We start from the raw sequence: 14,667 nt of genomic DNA, 5'->3' as shown, positions 1-14,667 counted from the left end.
CGCTCAGCAAATACGGATAATCCATAGCCAACGCCTCCTTGACGCTGCCATTGAATCAACCAACCATGCCTCTTGCAAGCGATTTAATAGGTCCTGACCCTAGTCTGGTTGGCCTAAAGGGTCGCTGGGCCAACACAAACGCCCTAAACCACCGCCTCGAAGGAGACGGCACCCGGTCAATAGCTGTCCGACAAAATCGGATTGCGCAGGACTATCCGTTTCCAAACAGAATAGTCCGAATCATCAAGCCAGCAGCGGAACAAAGCTACCTCATGGTAGCGCGAACGCATCCGGCTCAGATACCCTTTGTCAACGAGAAGTGCGAACAACCACCAGCGAACCGGGTTCGGATCTTTCTAGACGAGCAGGGTATGCTTTGCGGCACTGTTTTCATCACCCCTAAGAACAGAGCTAGACGCGAAGCAAACAATCGAAAGCGAGCACTTGACAAGATCGATAAACTGCTAGGAGCGGCTGTCGGTGTCCACACCGATATTTGTCAGGAGGCTAGTGATCTAATTACTGATGACAAGGACGGAGGGTTCCCCTCTATTCCATACAGGTTTGCTCTATTTCGCACTGGCGAACTTCGTATTTGGCTTGAAGATTGTAAATTGGACGTCGCTTGGCTGGAATCTGAGGCCTCAAGAAATGCGATTGAAACAATATTCCCCAAACAAGTTTACTATTTCATAAAAGATACTCTTCATACACATTATCATCACGCACCAGACTCAGATCAACTATTGCCTTTAACGCGTCTTGAAACGAATCCATCCTGTTGCGCAGAAATTGAAAAGAAAAATGAAGTTTCTTGGCGCCGAGAAACTCTGTGGGGTCTCGCGCGCGTAGTCTCCAGCTACCGGAGATCTAATACGATTAGAAACTTGAGGCGAGCCCAAGGCGTTCTGGCATATGCCGATGCATTTCAGGCTACTGTCGCGAAAGTATTCAGGCCTAGCGCAATGAATCATCCGCCGCGATACGACAATGATCTTACCACTTACGATTTTGCCCACACTAAGCAGTCGGTCGCCGCGCTAGAAGGATTGCGAGCGTGGTGGAATACCGGATCGCTCCAGATACTAGCCGGATTAACCGCCGTTCTCCTCGGTGCGTTTACTATTTGGTCTACTGCACTCCGATTGAAAATAAGCAGATGTTCGATCAGCACATCATCGAGCGCTGCAAATGAAAGAGGATGCGATGAGCTGCTCTCTTCACGCGCAGATTTCGTGCTTGGCTGGATCGTCGATCACCCGCTAGTGTTCGCGGCTAGCGCATTCGTGGCAGCAGCGCTCATCTATCAGACGTTCGTCAGAGACATCGCCTATGGCGCTGTTTTTGGTAGAATTTCCCGTTTCCTGTCGGCCGCTGCAAGAGCGATAGGCGCTAGTGCTGGTCGAAAGTCGGGGAGACCTTTTGTTGGATTCGCTATAGCAGCATTTTTCTTCCTAATCATATCTGTATTTTTGGTTGGCCTATTTATTTACACTGGAGTTATTATGCAGACACGTTAAAACCGTACCTAGATCAAACTTATCGAAGCGTAACGTTCCCACTGCCTATCTAGCAGCCACTCCTCTCCCATCCGCATCCTTTGAGACGCGCTCGGCCCTTCGACAAGCTCAGTGCCTCGACTGCTCCTCAGGACGAGCGGGTCCTACTCCTCCCCCATCCTGAGCGCCGCGATAAACGCCTCCTGCGGAATGCTCACATTGCTCCCCGCCTTCGCGGGGACAGGCCGCCCTGCGGGCGCTCCCGCATCCTCAGAATGAGGTTACTCTTCACCCATTCGGAGCGCGGCGATGAAGGCTTCCTGAGGAATACTGACGTTCCCGTATTCTCTCATTCTGGCCTTCCCCTTCTTCTGCTTCTCCAACAGCTTCTTCTTCCGCGTGATATCCCCGCCGTAACACTTCGCGGTCACGTCTTTCCGCAGCGCGGCGATGGTTTCGCGGGCGATGATCTTGCCGCCGATCGCGGCCTGGATCGGGATCTTGAACAGGTGGCGCGGGATCAGGTCTTTCAGCCGCTCGCACATGCCGCGGCCGCGGTCTTCCGCCACATTGCGGTGGACGATCAGGCTCAGCGCGTCGACCGGCTCGTTGTTGACCATGATGTTCATCTTCACGAGATCGCCGGGGCGCAGGCCGATCTGCTCGTAATCGAAGCTGGCATAGCCGCGGCTGATGCTCTTCAGCCGGTCGTAGAAGTCGAACACCACCTCGTTCAGCGGCAGCTCGTAGGTCACCTGCGCCCGGCCGCCCACATAAGTGAGATCGGTCTGGATGCCGCGCCGGTCCTGGCACAGCTTGAGGATGCTGCCGAGATATTCGTCGGGCGTGTAGATCGTCGCCTTGATCCACGGCTCCTCGATCTCCACGATCCGGCTCGGGTCGGGGTAATCGGCCGGGTTGTGCAGCTCGATCACCTTGGCGTCCTCGTTCTTCGTGTGGCCGAGGCTGATGCGGTAGACGACGCTAGGCGCGGTGGTGATGAGGTCGAGGTCGTATTCGCGGGAGAGGCGTTCCTGGATGATCTCGAGGTGCAGCAGGCCGAGGAAGCCGCAGCGGAAGCCGAAGCCTAGCGCGGCGGAGCTTTCCATCTCGAAGCTGAAGCTCGCATCGTTCAATCGCAGCTTACCGATGCTCTCGCGCAGCTTCTCGAAGTCGGCCGCATCGGTCGGGAACAGGCCGCAGAAAACCACCGGCTGGACTTCCTTGTAGCCGGCCAGCGCCTGGGTGGCGCCGTTCTTCACCGTGGTGATGGTATCGCCGACGCGGGCCTGCTCGACCTCCTTGATCTGCGCGGTGATGAAGCCGATCTCGCCCGGGCCGATGTCTGCCAGGTCGGTGCGCTTGGGGGTGAAGCAGCCGACCCGGTCGACCAGGTGCTGCGTGCCGCCCTGCATGAATTTGACGCTGAGCCCCTTCCTGAGCACGCCGTCGATCACCCGGACGAGGATGACCACGCCGAGGTAGGGGTCGTACCAGCTGTCGACCAGCATGGCCTTGAGCGGCGCGTCGCGGTCGCCCTTGGGCGGCGGGATCTTGGCGACGACGGCTTCGAGCACCTCCTCGATCCCGATGCCCGATTTGGCGCTGGTGAGCACGGCTTCGGACGCGTCGAGGCCGATGATCTCCTCGATCTCCATGCGGACCTGTTCGGGCTCGGCGGCGGGGAGGTCGATCTTGTTGATCACGGGGACGATTTCGTGGTCGTGCTCGATCGACTGGTAGACATTGGCGAGGGTTTGGGCTTCGACCCCCTGGGCTGCGTCGACCACCAGCAGCGCGCCTTCGCAGGCGGCGAGGCTGCGGGAGACCTCGTAGGCGAAGTCGACGTGGCCGGGGGTGTCCATCAGGTTGAGCTCATAGGTCTCGCCGTCGCGCGCGGTGTAGGCGAGGCGCACGGTCTGGGCCTTGATGGTGATCCCGCGCTCCTTCTCGATGTCCATGTTATCAAGCACTTGCTCGGACATCTCACGCTCGGTGAGGCCCCCGCAGTGCTGGATCAGCCGGTCCGCCAAGGTGGACTTGCCATGGTCGATATGGGCAATGATGGAGAAGTTGCGGATCTTGGAAAGGTCGGTCATCAGCTATCAGTCAAAGGGAGTTCGCCCGCCCCTTAGCCGCGACCGGATGCAATGTCAGCAATCAGATGCCGCGCTTGGTGGAGAAGCTGGTCTGCACTTCCATGAACTGCGGCCGCGACTTCGGACCGTCCTGCCGATCGTTCCCCACCAGCGGGTAATATCCCGGCGGCAACGCCTGCAACGGCATCCCCGCCGCAGCCAGCGAATAGGGCGAGATGCGATGCCGGGTGCACAATCCGTCCGCTCCATCGCTGACCAGTGCGGTCTCGAACTCGAGACCCTGCATTGCGTCGCGGGACCTTCGAACCTTCGCGACGACCAGCTGACCCTCGCCCAGATCGAGCACCAGATCGGTGCCCTTCGGTACATTGAGAATGCCCTCGATCATCGCCCCGGTACGCGACAGGTTGCGCAACATGGCTTCGTAGCGATGATCCTCGTGGATCACACCGACCCGCCGGAACACGGTCTTGCGCTCAGCCCGGTGTTTCGACGGGCCGATCACTTCGTAATTGAATCCGCCAAGGGTAAGGCGCTGCAAGACTTCGTCCTGAGGCAAGGCCTTGGCGTAGACATAGCCTTGGATCAGGGTCGCACCATGTCTGGTCACGAGATCGAGTTCGTCCTGCGCTTCCACCCCTTCGGCGACGGTTTCCATCCCGAGCGCTTTCGCAAGGCCGACGATCGCGGTAATGATGGCAGCGTTGTTGTTGCCGTCCTCGGTCGCACCGCGGACGAAGCTCTGGTCGATCTTGATCTTGTCGAACGGCGCACGGCTCAGATAGCTCATCGACGAGTAACCGGTCCCGAAGTCGTCGAGCGCCAGACCGACACCCAGGCGCTTCAGCTTTTCGAACATGCGCTGGGTCGCATGCGGATCGGCCATGAATACACTTTCGGTAATCTCGAGGATTAGTTGCGCAGCGGGAAGACCAGTGATCTCGAGAATCCGCTGTACGTTCGACGAAAAGTCGACATTCGAGAATTGCACCGCAGACACGTTGACGGATACCGTAAGTTCGCCCGGCCAAGCCGTGGCGTCCCGGCATGCCCGTTGAAGCGCCCAGTCCCCGAGATCGTTGATGACGCCCGTTTCTTCGGCGATCGGTATGAACGTCCCCGGGCTGATCCAGCCGTTTTCGCGATGGCTCCATCGCATCAGGGCCTCGAATCCGCGCACCAGCCCTGTGCCGGCTTCGACCAGCGGCTGGTAGTACATATCCAGCTCGTCTTGCTGGATCGCATCGCGCAAGTCTTCTTCAATCTGCTTGCGCAAGCGCGCGCCGGCCTTGAGTTCGCTCGAATAGAAGCGAAACTGCCCGCGCCCCCCTCCTTTGGCGGCATAGAGAGCGAGATCGGCGCTGCTGACCAGATCGTCTGCTTCAAGCCCATCGTATGGGGCTATGGCAATTCCGACAGATGCCCCGATAATCGCGCGGTTGCCGTCGATCGAATAGGGCTGGGAGATCATCTGGATCAGCCGCTGCGACAGATCACCCAAGCGGCCGCGATCATCGATGTCGGGGAGGATGACCTGGAACTCGTCCCCGCCCAGACGCCCGATCTCGCCTTCGCTTCCGATCACCTTCCCCAGCCGCTGGGCAACCTGCTTGAGCAGTTCATCGCCGGCCGGATGCCCGAGCGTATCGTTGACCTGCTTGAACCGGTCGAGATCCATCATCAGCAGCGCGCAACTGCGTTTGGCGGCCTTGTAGGCGGTCAACGTCGTTTTCAACCGGCGCTCCATCCGGTGACGATTGGCCAGACCGGTCAGTGTATCATACTGCGCAAGTCGCGACGCATCGCGCTCGCGTTCGCGCGTCAGGGTGATGTCTTTTGCCGCACCCCGGTATCCGAGAAAGTTCCCCTCACTGTCAAAATGGGGCTTGCCAGTGATCGACCACCAATATTCATCCTTGCCACCCGCTATGGCGAGCCGGGCAGGCAAATCCGCGAACGAATGACGGGCGCTGATCAGGAATGGTAGGGGTCGCTCTGCCCGGTCAGGATCGTCATGCCGGTCTGCCACGAACAACTCGCCGAGTGGCTTGCCGATCACCGACTGTGCCGACCCGCCTATGACTTGCGTGGCCGAATCGGAGAGGTAGATCATTCTGCCCTTGGCGTCGGTCGCCCAGAACCAGCCGAGGCGCAGTTCCTCCAGCGTATCGAGCAGCCCCACCCGCGCGGCGATATCGGTCGCAGCGATGGGTGCGAGCTCTTCTTCGGCCGCCTCCACCTGGCGCGCACCAGCCATCTTCGCGAAGAATCCAGCCTTGCCCATCGCCTAGCAACAATCCCCTAGTCGCGTAAAAATCGAATTCATTGACCTGCGATCCCTCGCGGTGTGATACTCGGATTTGATTGAACTCGCGTTAATCACGCCGCGTCCTGATCCATGCGGCGTACGGGCGCGCGGTCTTCTTCGCTGCCGATTCTGGGCATGCCGACATTATCGACTTCGAGCGGTGTGTCGAATTTGACTCCCATCCTATGTTCCTTGCTCCAGATCGAAGCCGCACGGACGATCAAGTTCGCATGAATAGCGATATTGAATCGCGTCCCGGGCGGAACATTCCACAGGCCTTCGATCATCGCGCCGCCACCCGAAATGTTACGTATGGTGCCATTGTAGAACTGTCCGTCGTGCTCGAGCACGATCTTGCGCAGGACCGATTGGCGCGGCGGCCTTGCGGATCGAAATCCGGATGCCCGCATGGCAGGACCATCGATGATATAGCCCAGCGCGGCATCGAACGGCACAGCCTTCGAATAGATATAGCCCTGGACATGGCTGCAACCCAGATTGCGAACCAGTTCGAGCTCGTCGAGCGTTTCAACCCCTTCCGCCGTCGTATCCATGCCGAGCGACTTCGCCAGACTGGTTATCGATGTGATGATGGCACCATTGCGGCTCCCTGCTTGGGTCGCGCCGCGCACGAAGCTCTGGTCGATCTTGATCTTGTCGAACGGCGCCCTCTTCAGATAGCCCAGCGACGAATAGCCGGTCCCGAAATCGTCGAGTGCGAGGCGGACCCCGATGCGCTTCAGAGCGGTGAACATCGCGTCCGTTCCCGCGTCGTCGCCGAGGAAGACACTCTCGGTGATCTCCAGCTCCAGTCTCGAAGGATTGATCTGCGCGGCGGCGAGCGCGTTGGTGATGATTGACGGGAGCTGCGGATCGGAAAACTGCAGAGGCGAGACGTTGACCGCGCACCTGACGTCCTCCGGCCACCGGGCGAGATCGGCGCAAGCGGTGCGGATCACCCAGCTTCCGATCGCGAGGATGAGGCCAGCCTCTTCGGCTACCGGAATGAATTTGTCGGGCGAGAGCCAGCCCTTGGCCGGATGATTCCAGCGAAGCAGCGCCTCGAAGCCGGCAATGTTGCTGTCGGCCGCATTGACCACCGGCTGGTAGTGGAGTTCGAAGCTGCCGTTGGCGATTGCGTCACGCAGGGCCTCTTCGAGGCTGGCACGTTCCTCCGCTGCCGAATGCAAATTGTCGGAATAGAAGTGGAAACGTCCGCGGCCGCCATCCTTGGCCGCATAAAGAGCAAGGTCCGAGTTGCGGATAATGGCTTCGGTCGTGCCCCCATTCTCCGGTGCGATCGCAATACCGATCGATGCACCGATCTGCACCCGCTGCCCCTCGATCGAATAGGGTTGCGACAACGAGGCAATGATCTCCTGCGCCAGCTGGGACAATCGTTCACGCGACACGCGGCCGGGAAGGATGATCTTGAACTCGTCTCCCCCCAGCCGGCCGACCCGCCCCTCCTTGCCGACGGTGCGCTCGAGGCGCTGAGCGACCTGCTTCAGGAGAGCATCGCCTGCCGGGTGACCAAGCGTGTCGTTGACCTGCTTGAAGCGATCCAGATCGAGCAGAAAAACACTGCATTCGCGTTGCGCCTCTACCGGCGAATGAAGTATCTTCTCCAGGCTTTGATGCATCTGGAAACGGTTCGCCAGACCGGTCAGCGAGTCGAACTGCGCGAGCCGGTGGACCGACTCTTCGCTGCGCTTTTTCTCGGTAAGATCGGTTCCGGATCCTCGGAACCCGAGAAAATTGCCAAAACTGTCATAGGCCGGACGACCGCTGATCGACCACCAGCGATCCTCGCCTATCACCCGTGCCTTGACGCCCAGCTCCTTGAACGACGACCTTGACGAGAGGTGGAACGTAAGTGTTCGTTCCCCGTCACTGGCATCTGCCCGCAGGTCGAACAGGTCGATAAAGGGTCGCTGGACCAAAGCGTCGCTCGACCGGCCCAAAGTGCTTGCGGCGGAAGGCGAGATATAGCTGAGCAGGCCGCGCCGATCGGTCTCCCAGAACCAGCCCTGGCCGGTCTCTTCATAGTCACGCAGAATGTCCTCGGCACGATTGCGGATGCGCTCGCGTTCCTGGTCCCGCTTCGATCGGCGATACGCGAGCTTGAGCTGGTGCTGCCCGACAAGCACCGAGCATATGGCACCCACTGCCAGTGCAGCAAACGATGCAAATTGTCCGTCGAGAGCGACTACCGGGAGCCAGCACACCGCCTGGCTCGACAATTGCTGGATGATCCTGCCACTGAGAAGGCTTGCCGCCAATGCGGTTGTGGTAACCAATCCCGCGCACGCCCATCGCCAGTCGAGCGCCCCATGGAGCGACCAATCACCGACTACGAAGCCGATTGTCGCCATTGGAGCCAATATCGCAATCCAGGCAAGCACCTCGACTCCCCGGCTTGGCTGTTCAAGCTCGCGCTCAAGTCGCGCTAGCCGCCCTCCAGCCAAAGCCATGATTGCACCCACCGTGGCCGCAATTGCAACCGGCACCGACGGCAAGCCACTGCTCGCCAAAGCCGAGACCATTACGCAGGCGGCAATCACCGCAGCCATCCAGCCCCAATCCAACGGCAGGATATGAGGTTTGTGGCGAGCAGGCGAGCGGCTAGCCAAACGTGTTGCCGTATCTTCTACGCGACGTTCGCCTGAACGCCGATCAGCATCGCTCGCGTGGGGCTCTGTTGTCCGAACCGCGCGCAATTTCGCAGGCGCGCGCTGCTGCGCCGCCGCGATGCCTTTTCCGGCCTGCTTTCGCGGTTGGATTCCGCCCATCCATGCGCGATGCCCGAAGGCTTTTGAAAAACAGTTAACCAACCGCATAGAAATCGCGGAAACCTGCGGGTTTGAGCGACCTGCTTGCCAAGTTGCGGCTTGCTGTGCATGAACTGGGAACAGAACGCATAAACGCCGCAGGAGAGGCCATGGCCAAGGGTCCGAAGCTCGCAGACGAAGCCGCACAATCCACCACCGCACTTGGGCCGCTGATCGGCCTCGCGCGGGAAGACTTCGTCGGAGCCATCGCTTTGCTCCTGCGCGAGACCGCGACCGACCCCCAGCGCACGATAAAGCATGCCCAATCGATGGGGCAGGACATGATCAGAATCATGACCGGCCAGTCCGACCTGACGCCCGATCCGCGCGACAAGCGGTTCATGGACCCGGCGTGGCAGTACAACCCGTTCTTCCGTGCCGGCGCGCAATATTACCTCGCCGTGCAGAAGGGGATGCGCAGCTGGCTGGCCGATCTCGAGCTCGACGACCTTGAGCGTGACCGGGCGAATTTCATCTCGAATATCATCATCGACAGCCTTGCGCCGACCAACACGCTGGCCGGCAACCCCACCGCGCAAAAGCGGTTGATCGACAGCGGCGGGCTGAGCCTCGTGAAGGGTCTCAAGAACGCCTACGACGACATCGTCCACAACAAGGGGATGGTCAGCCAGGTCAACAAGAAGCCGTTCAAGCTGGGCGAGAACATCGCGACCCAGAAGGGCGCGGTCGTCCTGCGGACCGAGATGATGGAACTGATCCATTACGCGCCCACCACCGACGAGGTCTACGAAACCCCGCAGCTGACCATCCCGCCGCAGATAAACAAGATGTATATCAACGACTTGTCTCCGGAAAAGTCGGTGGTGAAGTACCAGCTCGACAATGGCATCCAGACCTTCGTGATTTCCTGGCGCAACCCGTCGAAGGAACAGGGCGTGTGGGACATGGCGGACTATATCCGTTCCTGCCGCGAAGCGATGGAGGCGGTGGCCAAGATCACCGGTTCGAAGACAGTCAATGTCTCGGCCGGATGTTCGGGCGGGCAGACCGCCGCGATGCTGGCCAGCAAGATGGCGGCCGATGGCGACGACCTGCTCGGCGCGCTCACCCTGATGGTGTGCGTATTGCATCCCAAGCAGAACGATATCGAAGCCGGCTCGCTGGTGACCGAGAACGGCATGGCCCTGGCCAAGCGCCGCGCGGCGAAGAAGGGGATCATCAAGGGAGACGACCTGTCGCGCGGCTTTGCCTGGCTGCGCCCGAACGACCTGATCTGGAACTACGTGATCAACAACTACCTGCTGGGCGAGGATCCGCCGGCGTTCGACGTGTTGTTCTGGAATGCCGACGCGACCAACCTTTCGGCTGCTTTGATGGGCGATTTCCTGCATATCTTCGAAACGCTCGCCTTCACCCGCAAGGGTGAGGTCGAGATGGTGGATCACAAGATCGATCTGTCGAAAGTCACCAGCGACCTCTTCATCCTCGGCGGGGTGACCGACCATATTACCCCGTGGAAAGCGACCTATCGCTCGACGCAGCTGTTCGGCTCGGGCGATGTGACCTATGTGCTCAGCCATTCGGGCCATATGCAGGCGATCCTCAATCCGCCCGGCAACCCCAAGGCGAAATACTATCTCCAAAAGAGTGACGGTGACTTGCCCGAGACCGCCGATGAATGGCTCAAGGGCACCGAGGAAGTCGCCGGAAGCTGGTGGCCCTACTGGATGCAATGGGTGCAGAAACGCTCGGGCAAATCGAAGGCCGCGCCGAAATCGGTGGGTAACAAGACCTACAAGCCATCCGATCCGGCCCCTGGCCTGTATGTAGTCGAACAACGCTGAGCTCCGGCTCGCCAGAATGAGGACCTGCGATTGTCGGACCCGATGAAATCCGCTGAAGTTTCGCTCGAAACGGTTGGCGGGAGAACGCTGCGAATAGCGCGGTGGCGCCTCGATATGGAAAGCGAACATCCGCCGATACTGTTCTTCAACGGGATTGGCGCGAACATCGAGGCCGTGGCTCCCCTCGCCAACGCGTTCGATGACCGCGGCTTCATCATGTTCGACATGCCGGGAATCGGCGGCTCACCCGATCCGCTGGTGCCCTACAATACGATGACCATGGCGTGGACCGCGACCCAGGTGCTCGACCGGTTCGGGCTCGATGTCGTCGACGTCATGGGGATCAGCTGGGGCGGCGGGATGGCGCAGCACTTCGCGATCCAGCACCCGGGCCGCACGCGGCGGCTGGTGCTGATCGCGACCAGCGCGGGCATGCTGATGATGCCGGGCAGCCCCAAAGCGCTGACCAAAATGGCCAACCCGCGGCGCTACATCGACCCCGATTTCATGCTCAAGAACTTCGAGACCCTCTATGGCGAAGGCCTCGGCAAGGGGCCGGGAAAGCAGGGGCATATGTCGCGCCTTACGCCGCCCAGCCCCCGCGGCTATCTCTACCAGCTGCTGGCGATGCTCGGCTGGACCAGCGCGCCCGCCCTCCCCTTCCTGCGCAAGCCGACGCTGATCCTGATGGGCGACGACGACCAGATCGTGCCGCTGATCAACGGCAAGTTCCTTGCCAGCCTGATTCCCGGCAGCCGGCTGGCGGTGATGGAGGGCGGCGGGCATCTGTTTCTGCTCAGCCACAAGGACCAGAGCATCGCCGAGATCCGCGCGCATCTCGACCCGCCCGATTTGCCGGAGCAACAAGAAGCGGCCTGATGCGGCACGTCGCGATCATCGGCTCGGGCCCCGCAGGCTACTACACGGCGGAAGCCGCGCAGAAGCACTGGGGTGACGATGTCCTGATCGATATCTTCGATGCGCTTCCCGTTCCCTTTGGCCTGATCCGCACCGGCGTCGCGCCCGATCACCAGTCGATCAAGGCGGTATCGAAGCGCTACGAGAAGACCGCACTGACCGACAACGTCCGCTTCGTGGGCAATGTGACGATTGGCGGGGAAGTATCGATTGCCGAATTGCAAGGTCTCTACGATGCCGTGGTGCTGGCCACCGGGGCACCGCGCGATCGCCAGCTCGGCTTGCCGGGCGAAGAGCTCGGCAACATCTTCGGCAGCGCCGCTTTCGTCGGCTGGTACAACGGCCATCCGCAGTTTGCGGGTCTCCATCCCGACCTTTCGGGCCGGCACGCGGTGGTGATTGGCATGGGCAATGTCGCGCTCGACGTCGCGCGCATCCTCGCCAAGACAGAAGCGGAACTTGCCGGGTCCGACATCGTGCGTCACGCGCTTGACGCGCTTAAAGCCAGCAAGATCGCTTCGATCACCATCCTTGGCCGCCGAGGGCCGCATCAGGTGATGATGACCCCCAAGGAGCTGGGCGAGCTGATGCATCTCGAGCGCGCCAGCCCGCGCGTAGATCCGGCCGATCTTCCTGACGAAGCGGACGATGCGGTCCTCGAGCCAGGCCTGCGCAAGTCGGTCACGCATCTGCGCAGCTTTGCCGCGATCCCCGAGAGCGTCCACGCCGACGCCGCAATCGAGATCGACTTCGATATGTTCGCCAGCCCGGTCGCGTTCGAAGGTGAAGGCACGGTGCAGAGGGTGAAGATCGAACGAACCGTCGTCGATGCCGGCCGCGCCAGCGGCACCGGCGAATTCTACACCGTTCCGGCCGACCTCGTGGTATGCTGCATCGGCTACCGCACCAACCCGATCCCCGGCGTCCCGTTCGACGAGCGCGAGGGACGTTTCGCCAATGACGAGGGTCGCATACTTCCCGGTCTCTATTGCGTCGGCTGGGCGCGGCGCGGCCCCTCGGGCACGATCGGCACCAACCGCCCCGATGGCGGATCGGTGGTCGAGAGAATCGCCGAGGATTTGACCGCGGGCGCGATCGGCAAGGGCGCGCGATTGGGGCGCGAGGGCTTCGATGAACTTGCGGCGCAGCGCGGGATCGACATAGTCACCTTCCGCGACTGGAAGAAGATCGAACAGGCCGAAGAAGCCGCCGCCCGCGACGGCGCGCCGCGCGAAAAATTCGTCGACGTTCAGGCGATGATCGCCGCCCGGCAATCCCGCTGATCCGGCACTGGTAAAGGGAGAGAGAAAGATGAAATGGATGGGAACGGCGAGCGCGCCGATATTGCTGGCGTTGTCACTCGCGGCCTGCGGCTCCGATGCCGAAAGCACGGGTGCCGATCAGGAGGCTAAAGGCACTCCAGAAGAACGTGCCCTTGCCTATCTGACCAAGGAACAGGCCGAGGACGGGGACGAGGTGGTCGGCGGCACGCTCACGGCCAAAGGCGACGGGAGCTTCGAGGGTCAAGTCCAGATCAAAGACGCGGAATCCGGGGTCGTCGAAGACTGGCGTTGCAGCGTCACACCGCCAGCCGATGAAGAAACCTTTGGCGGCGGCTATAGCTGCGGGACGATCTAGTGGGGCATTGTGGTAGCGTGGGCGGTATGTTCGTGCCGCTCACAGTGCTCATCGCTTGCTGGAATTCGGTTTGACGATCATCGATCCAGCGCCCGAAGTCCGTCCGATAAGTGCCAGACCCGCGCACGGCACCGGCGGCCCGCTTGGCCGCACGGGCTTCGCCTGGGCGACCTTCGAATGGGCGCGCAATCCCTATTACATCCTGATCGTGATCTACATCTTCGCGCCCTATTTCGCGCGCGACATCATCGGGGCCGATCTGCTGGCGAGCGGCGAGCTCGACGGGCTCGATCCGGCAACGGCGCGCGCGACCGCCAATGCACAGGGTCAGGCAACGATTGCGTCAGTTACCAAATGGGCCGGGCTCGCCACCGCGTTGACCGCTCCTTTTCTCGGCGCGGCGCTCGATCGCGGCGGGCGGCTGAAACCTGTGCTGGCAATCTTTCTTGGGCTGATTGTCGTCTGTTCGGCGCTGTTGTGGTTCGCGATGCCGGGCGGACAGGGTTTTTCGACTGGCTGGATCATGATCCTGCTGGCGACCGCCTATGCCTGCTACACCTATTCCGAGGTCACCCACAATGCGATGCTGAGCGTAGCGGGTGGGCCGGGCAAGCTCTCGATGATTTCGGGCCTTGGGCTTGGACTGGGCAACCTTGCCGCAACGCTCATTTTCGCTGCACTGGTCTTCCTCTTTGTCCTCCCGAGTATGGTCCAGTGGCCCTTTGCCAAACCGCAATTCGGCTTCGATATGGCGAACTTCGAGCATATGCGCATCGCCGGGCCGATCTGTGCCGTTTGGCTGGCGCTTTTTTCGATTCCGTTCTTCCTCCACGCCAAGGACCCCGGCGTACGCGGAGCAAGCTGGCCGAAGGCAATCCGCGACGGTGCGCGCAGTGTGGTGCAAACTTTGCGCGAGGCCGCGAAGTACCGCGAACTGATGAAGTTCCTCGTCGCACGGATGTTCTATCAGGATGCCATGGCTGCGCTGCTCGCACTCGGCGCGGTGTATGTTGCTCTTTTCCTCGAATGGGGCGTCCTGGAGATGCTGTGCTATGCAATATACGCAAGCGCATGGGCATTTGCCGGGGGCATCTTCGGTGGTTGGCTGGAAGCCCGGGTTGGCGTCAAGCGTGCGCTGGTGTTCCAGATCGTCTGCATGGTGATGGCGATGCTTGTCCAGCTCAGCATCACGCGCGAGAGTCTCGGCTTCGGGATCATTGCCAATTATCAGGTATGGGACGGGATGGTGTTCAAGACTCTCTCCGATCTTGTTTACCTCGCCCTCATCAGCGTGGTTGCCGTCACCGCAACGGCGAGCATTTCGGGCAGCCGGACGATGCTCGTTACTCTTGCCCCGGCGGGTCGGAGCGGAGAGTTCTTCGGGCTCTATGCCATCGCCGGAACGATCACGGTGTGGATGGGGCCACTGCTGGTCGAGTACTTCACCCTGTGGTCCAACAGCCAGCGGATCGGGATGGCCTCGATCTCGCTGCTGTTCACCATCGGGTTGGCGATCCTCGTAACTGTCAAGATGCCGCACGAAAACGCGGCCTGAGGCTTATCGCAGGT

At 60.7% G+C, this 14,667-nt stretch carries 10 protein-coding genes; 7 read left to right on the top strand and 3 right to left on the bottom strand.

The window, feature by feature from the left end; genetic code table 11:
• Nucleotides 1–65 precede the first annotated feature (65 nt).
• Complete coding sequence (locus NSO95_RS11895; protein ID WP_257596487.1) at nt 66–1,520, top strand: hypothetical protein; 1,455 nt, start codon at nt 66–68, stop codon at nt 1,518–1,520.
• Between the two features lie 260 nt (nt 1,521–1,780).
• Here NSO95_RS11895 and lepA read toward each other — a convergent pair whose 3' ends face one another.
• From lepA to NSO95_RS11880, 3 genes are all read right to left on the bottom strand, one after another.
• Nucleotides 1,781–3,598 (bottom strand): translation elongation factor 4, encoded by a 1,818-nt coding sequence (gene lepA, locus NSO95_RS11890; protein WP_257596486.1) that lies wholly within the window; start codon nt 3,596–3,598, stop codon nt 1,781–1,783.
• Nucleotides 3,599–3,659: 61 nt separating this feature from the next.
• Complete coding sequence (locus tag NSO95_RS11885; RefSeq protein WP_257596484.1) at nt 3,660–5,882, bottom strand: EAL domain-containing protein; 2,223 nt, start codon at nt 5,880–5,882, stop codon at nt 3,660–3,662.
• Between the two features lie 95 nt (nt 5,883–5,977).
• Entirely contained in the window at nt 5,978–8,281 is a 2,304-nt protein-coding gene (locus tag NSO95_RS11880; protein WP_257596483.1) for an EAL domain-containing protein, read from the bottom strand.
• A 97-nt stretch (nt 8,282–8,378) separates the two neighbouring features.
• On the opposite strand from NSO95_RS11880, the gene NSO95_RS11875 reads away from it, so the two are divergent.
• From NSO95_RS11875 to NSO95_RS11850, 6 genes are all read left to right on the top strand, one after another.
• Complete coding sequence (locus tag NSO95_RS11875) at nt 8,379–8,507, top strand: hypothetical protein (protein WP_257596482.1); 129 nt, start codon at nt 8,379–8,381, stop codon at nt 8,505–8,507.
• 340 nt (nt 8,508–8,847) lie between these two features.
• Nucleotides 8,848–10,542: a PHA/PHB synthase family protein gene (locus tag NSO95_RS11870; protein ID WP_257596481.1), complete on the top strand. Its 1,695-nt coding sequence runs from the start codon at nt 8,848–8,850 to the stop codon at nt 10,540–10,542.
• Nucleotides 10,543–10,584: 42 nt separating this feature from the next.
• Entirely contained in the window at nt 10,585–11,421 is an 837-nt protein-coding gene (locus tag NSO95_RS11865) for an alpha/beta fold hydrolase (RefSeq protein WP_257596480.1), read from the top strand.
• Nucleotides 11,421–12,743 (top strand): FAD-dependent oxidoreductase, encoded by a 1,323-nt coding sequence (locus NSO95_RS11860; protein ID WP_257596479.1) that lies wholly within the window; start codon nt 11,421–11,423, stop codon nt 12,741–12,743. The genes NSO95_RS11865 and NSO95_RS11860 overlap by 1 nt, the downstream gene beginning before the upstream one ends.
• A 28-nt stretch (nt 12,744–12,771) precedes the next feature.
• Entirely contained in the window at nt 12,772–13,098 is a 327-nt protein-coding gene (locus NSO95_RS11855) for a hypothetical protein (protein ID WP_257596478.1), read from the top strand.
• 70 nt (nt 13,099–13,168) lie between these two features.
• Nucleotides 13,169–14,653, top strand: coding sequence for an MFS transporter (locus tag NSO95_RS11850; RefSeq protein ID WP_257596477.1), 1,485 nt, complete (start codon nt 13,169–13,171; stop codon nt 14,651–14,653).
• The last annotated feature ends 14 nt before the right edge of the window (nt 14,654–14,667 follow it).

It is taken from the genome of Parerythrobacter lacustris, from assembly GCF_024626475.1.
Taxonomy (GTDB): domain Bacteria; phylum Pseudomonadota; class Alphaproteobacteria; order Sphingomonadales; family Sphingomonadaceae; genus Parerythrobacter_A; species Parerythrobacter_A lacustris.
Note: the sequence above shows the minus strand (reverse complement) of the source record. Positions and strands in the feature narration are given on the sequence as shown.

Bases quoted from the DNA above. Each gene is read 5' to 3' on its own strand.
- NSO95_RS11895 (WP_257596487.1), top strand. From the start codon at position 66: ATGCCTCTTGCAAGCGATTTAATAGGTCCTGACCCTAGTCTGGTTGGC.
- lepA (WP_257596486.1), bottom strand. From the start codon at position 3,598: ATGACCGACCTTTCCAAGATCCGCAACTTCTCCATCATTGCCCATATC.
- NSO95_RS11885 (WP_257596484.1), bottom strand. From the start codon at position 5,882: ATGGGCAAGGCTGGATTCTTCGCGAAGATGGCTGGTGCGCGCCAGGTG.
- NSO95_RS11880 (WP_257596483.1), bottom strand. From the start codon at position 8,281: ATGGCGACAATCGGCTTCGTAGTCGGTGATTGGTCGCTCCATGGGGCG.
- NSO95_RS11875 (WP_257596482.1), top strand. From the start codon at position 8,379: ATGATTGCACCCACCGTGGCCGCAATTGCAACCGGCACCGACGGCAAG.
- NSO95_RS11870 (WP_257596481.1), top strand. From the start codon at position 8,848: ATGGCCAAGGGTCCGAAGCTCGCAGACGAAGCCGCACAATCCACCACC.
- NSO95_RS11865 (WP_257596480.1), top strand. From the start codon at position 10,585: ATGAAATCCGCTGAAGTTTCGCTCGAAACGGTTGGCGGGAGAACGCTG.
- NSO95_RS11860 (WP_257596479.1), top strand. From the start codon at position 11,421: ATGCGGCACGTCGCGATCATCGGCTCGGGCCCCGCAGGCTACTACACG.
- NSO95_RS11855 (WP_257596478.1), top strand. From the start codon at position 12,772: ATGAAATGGATGGGAACGGCGAGCGCGCCGATATTGCTGGCGTTGTCA.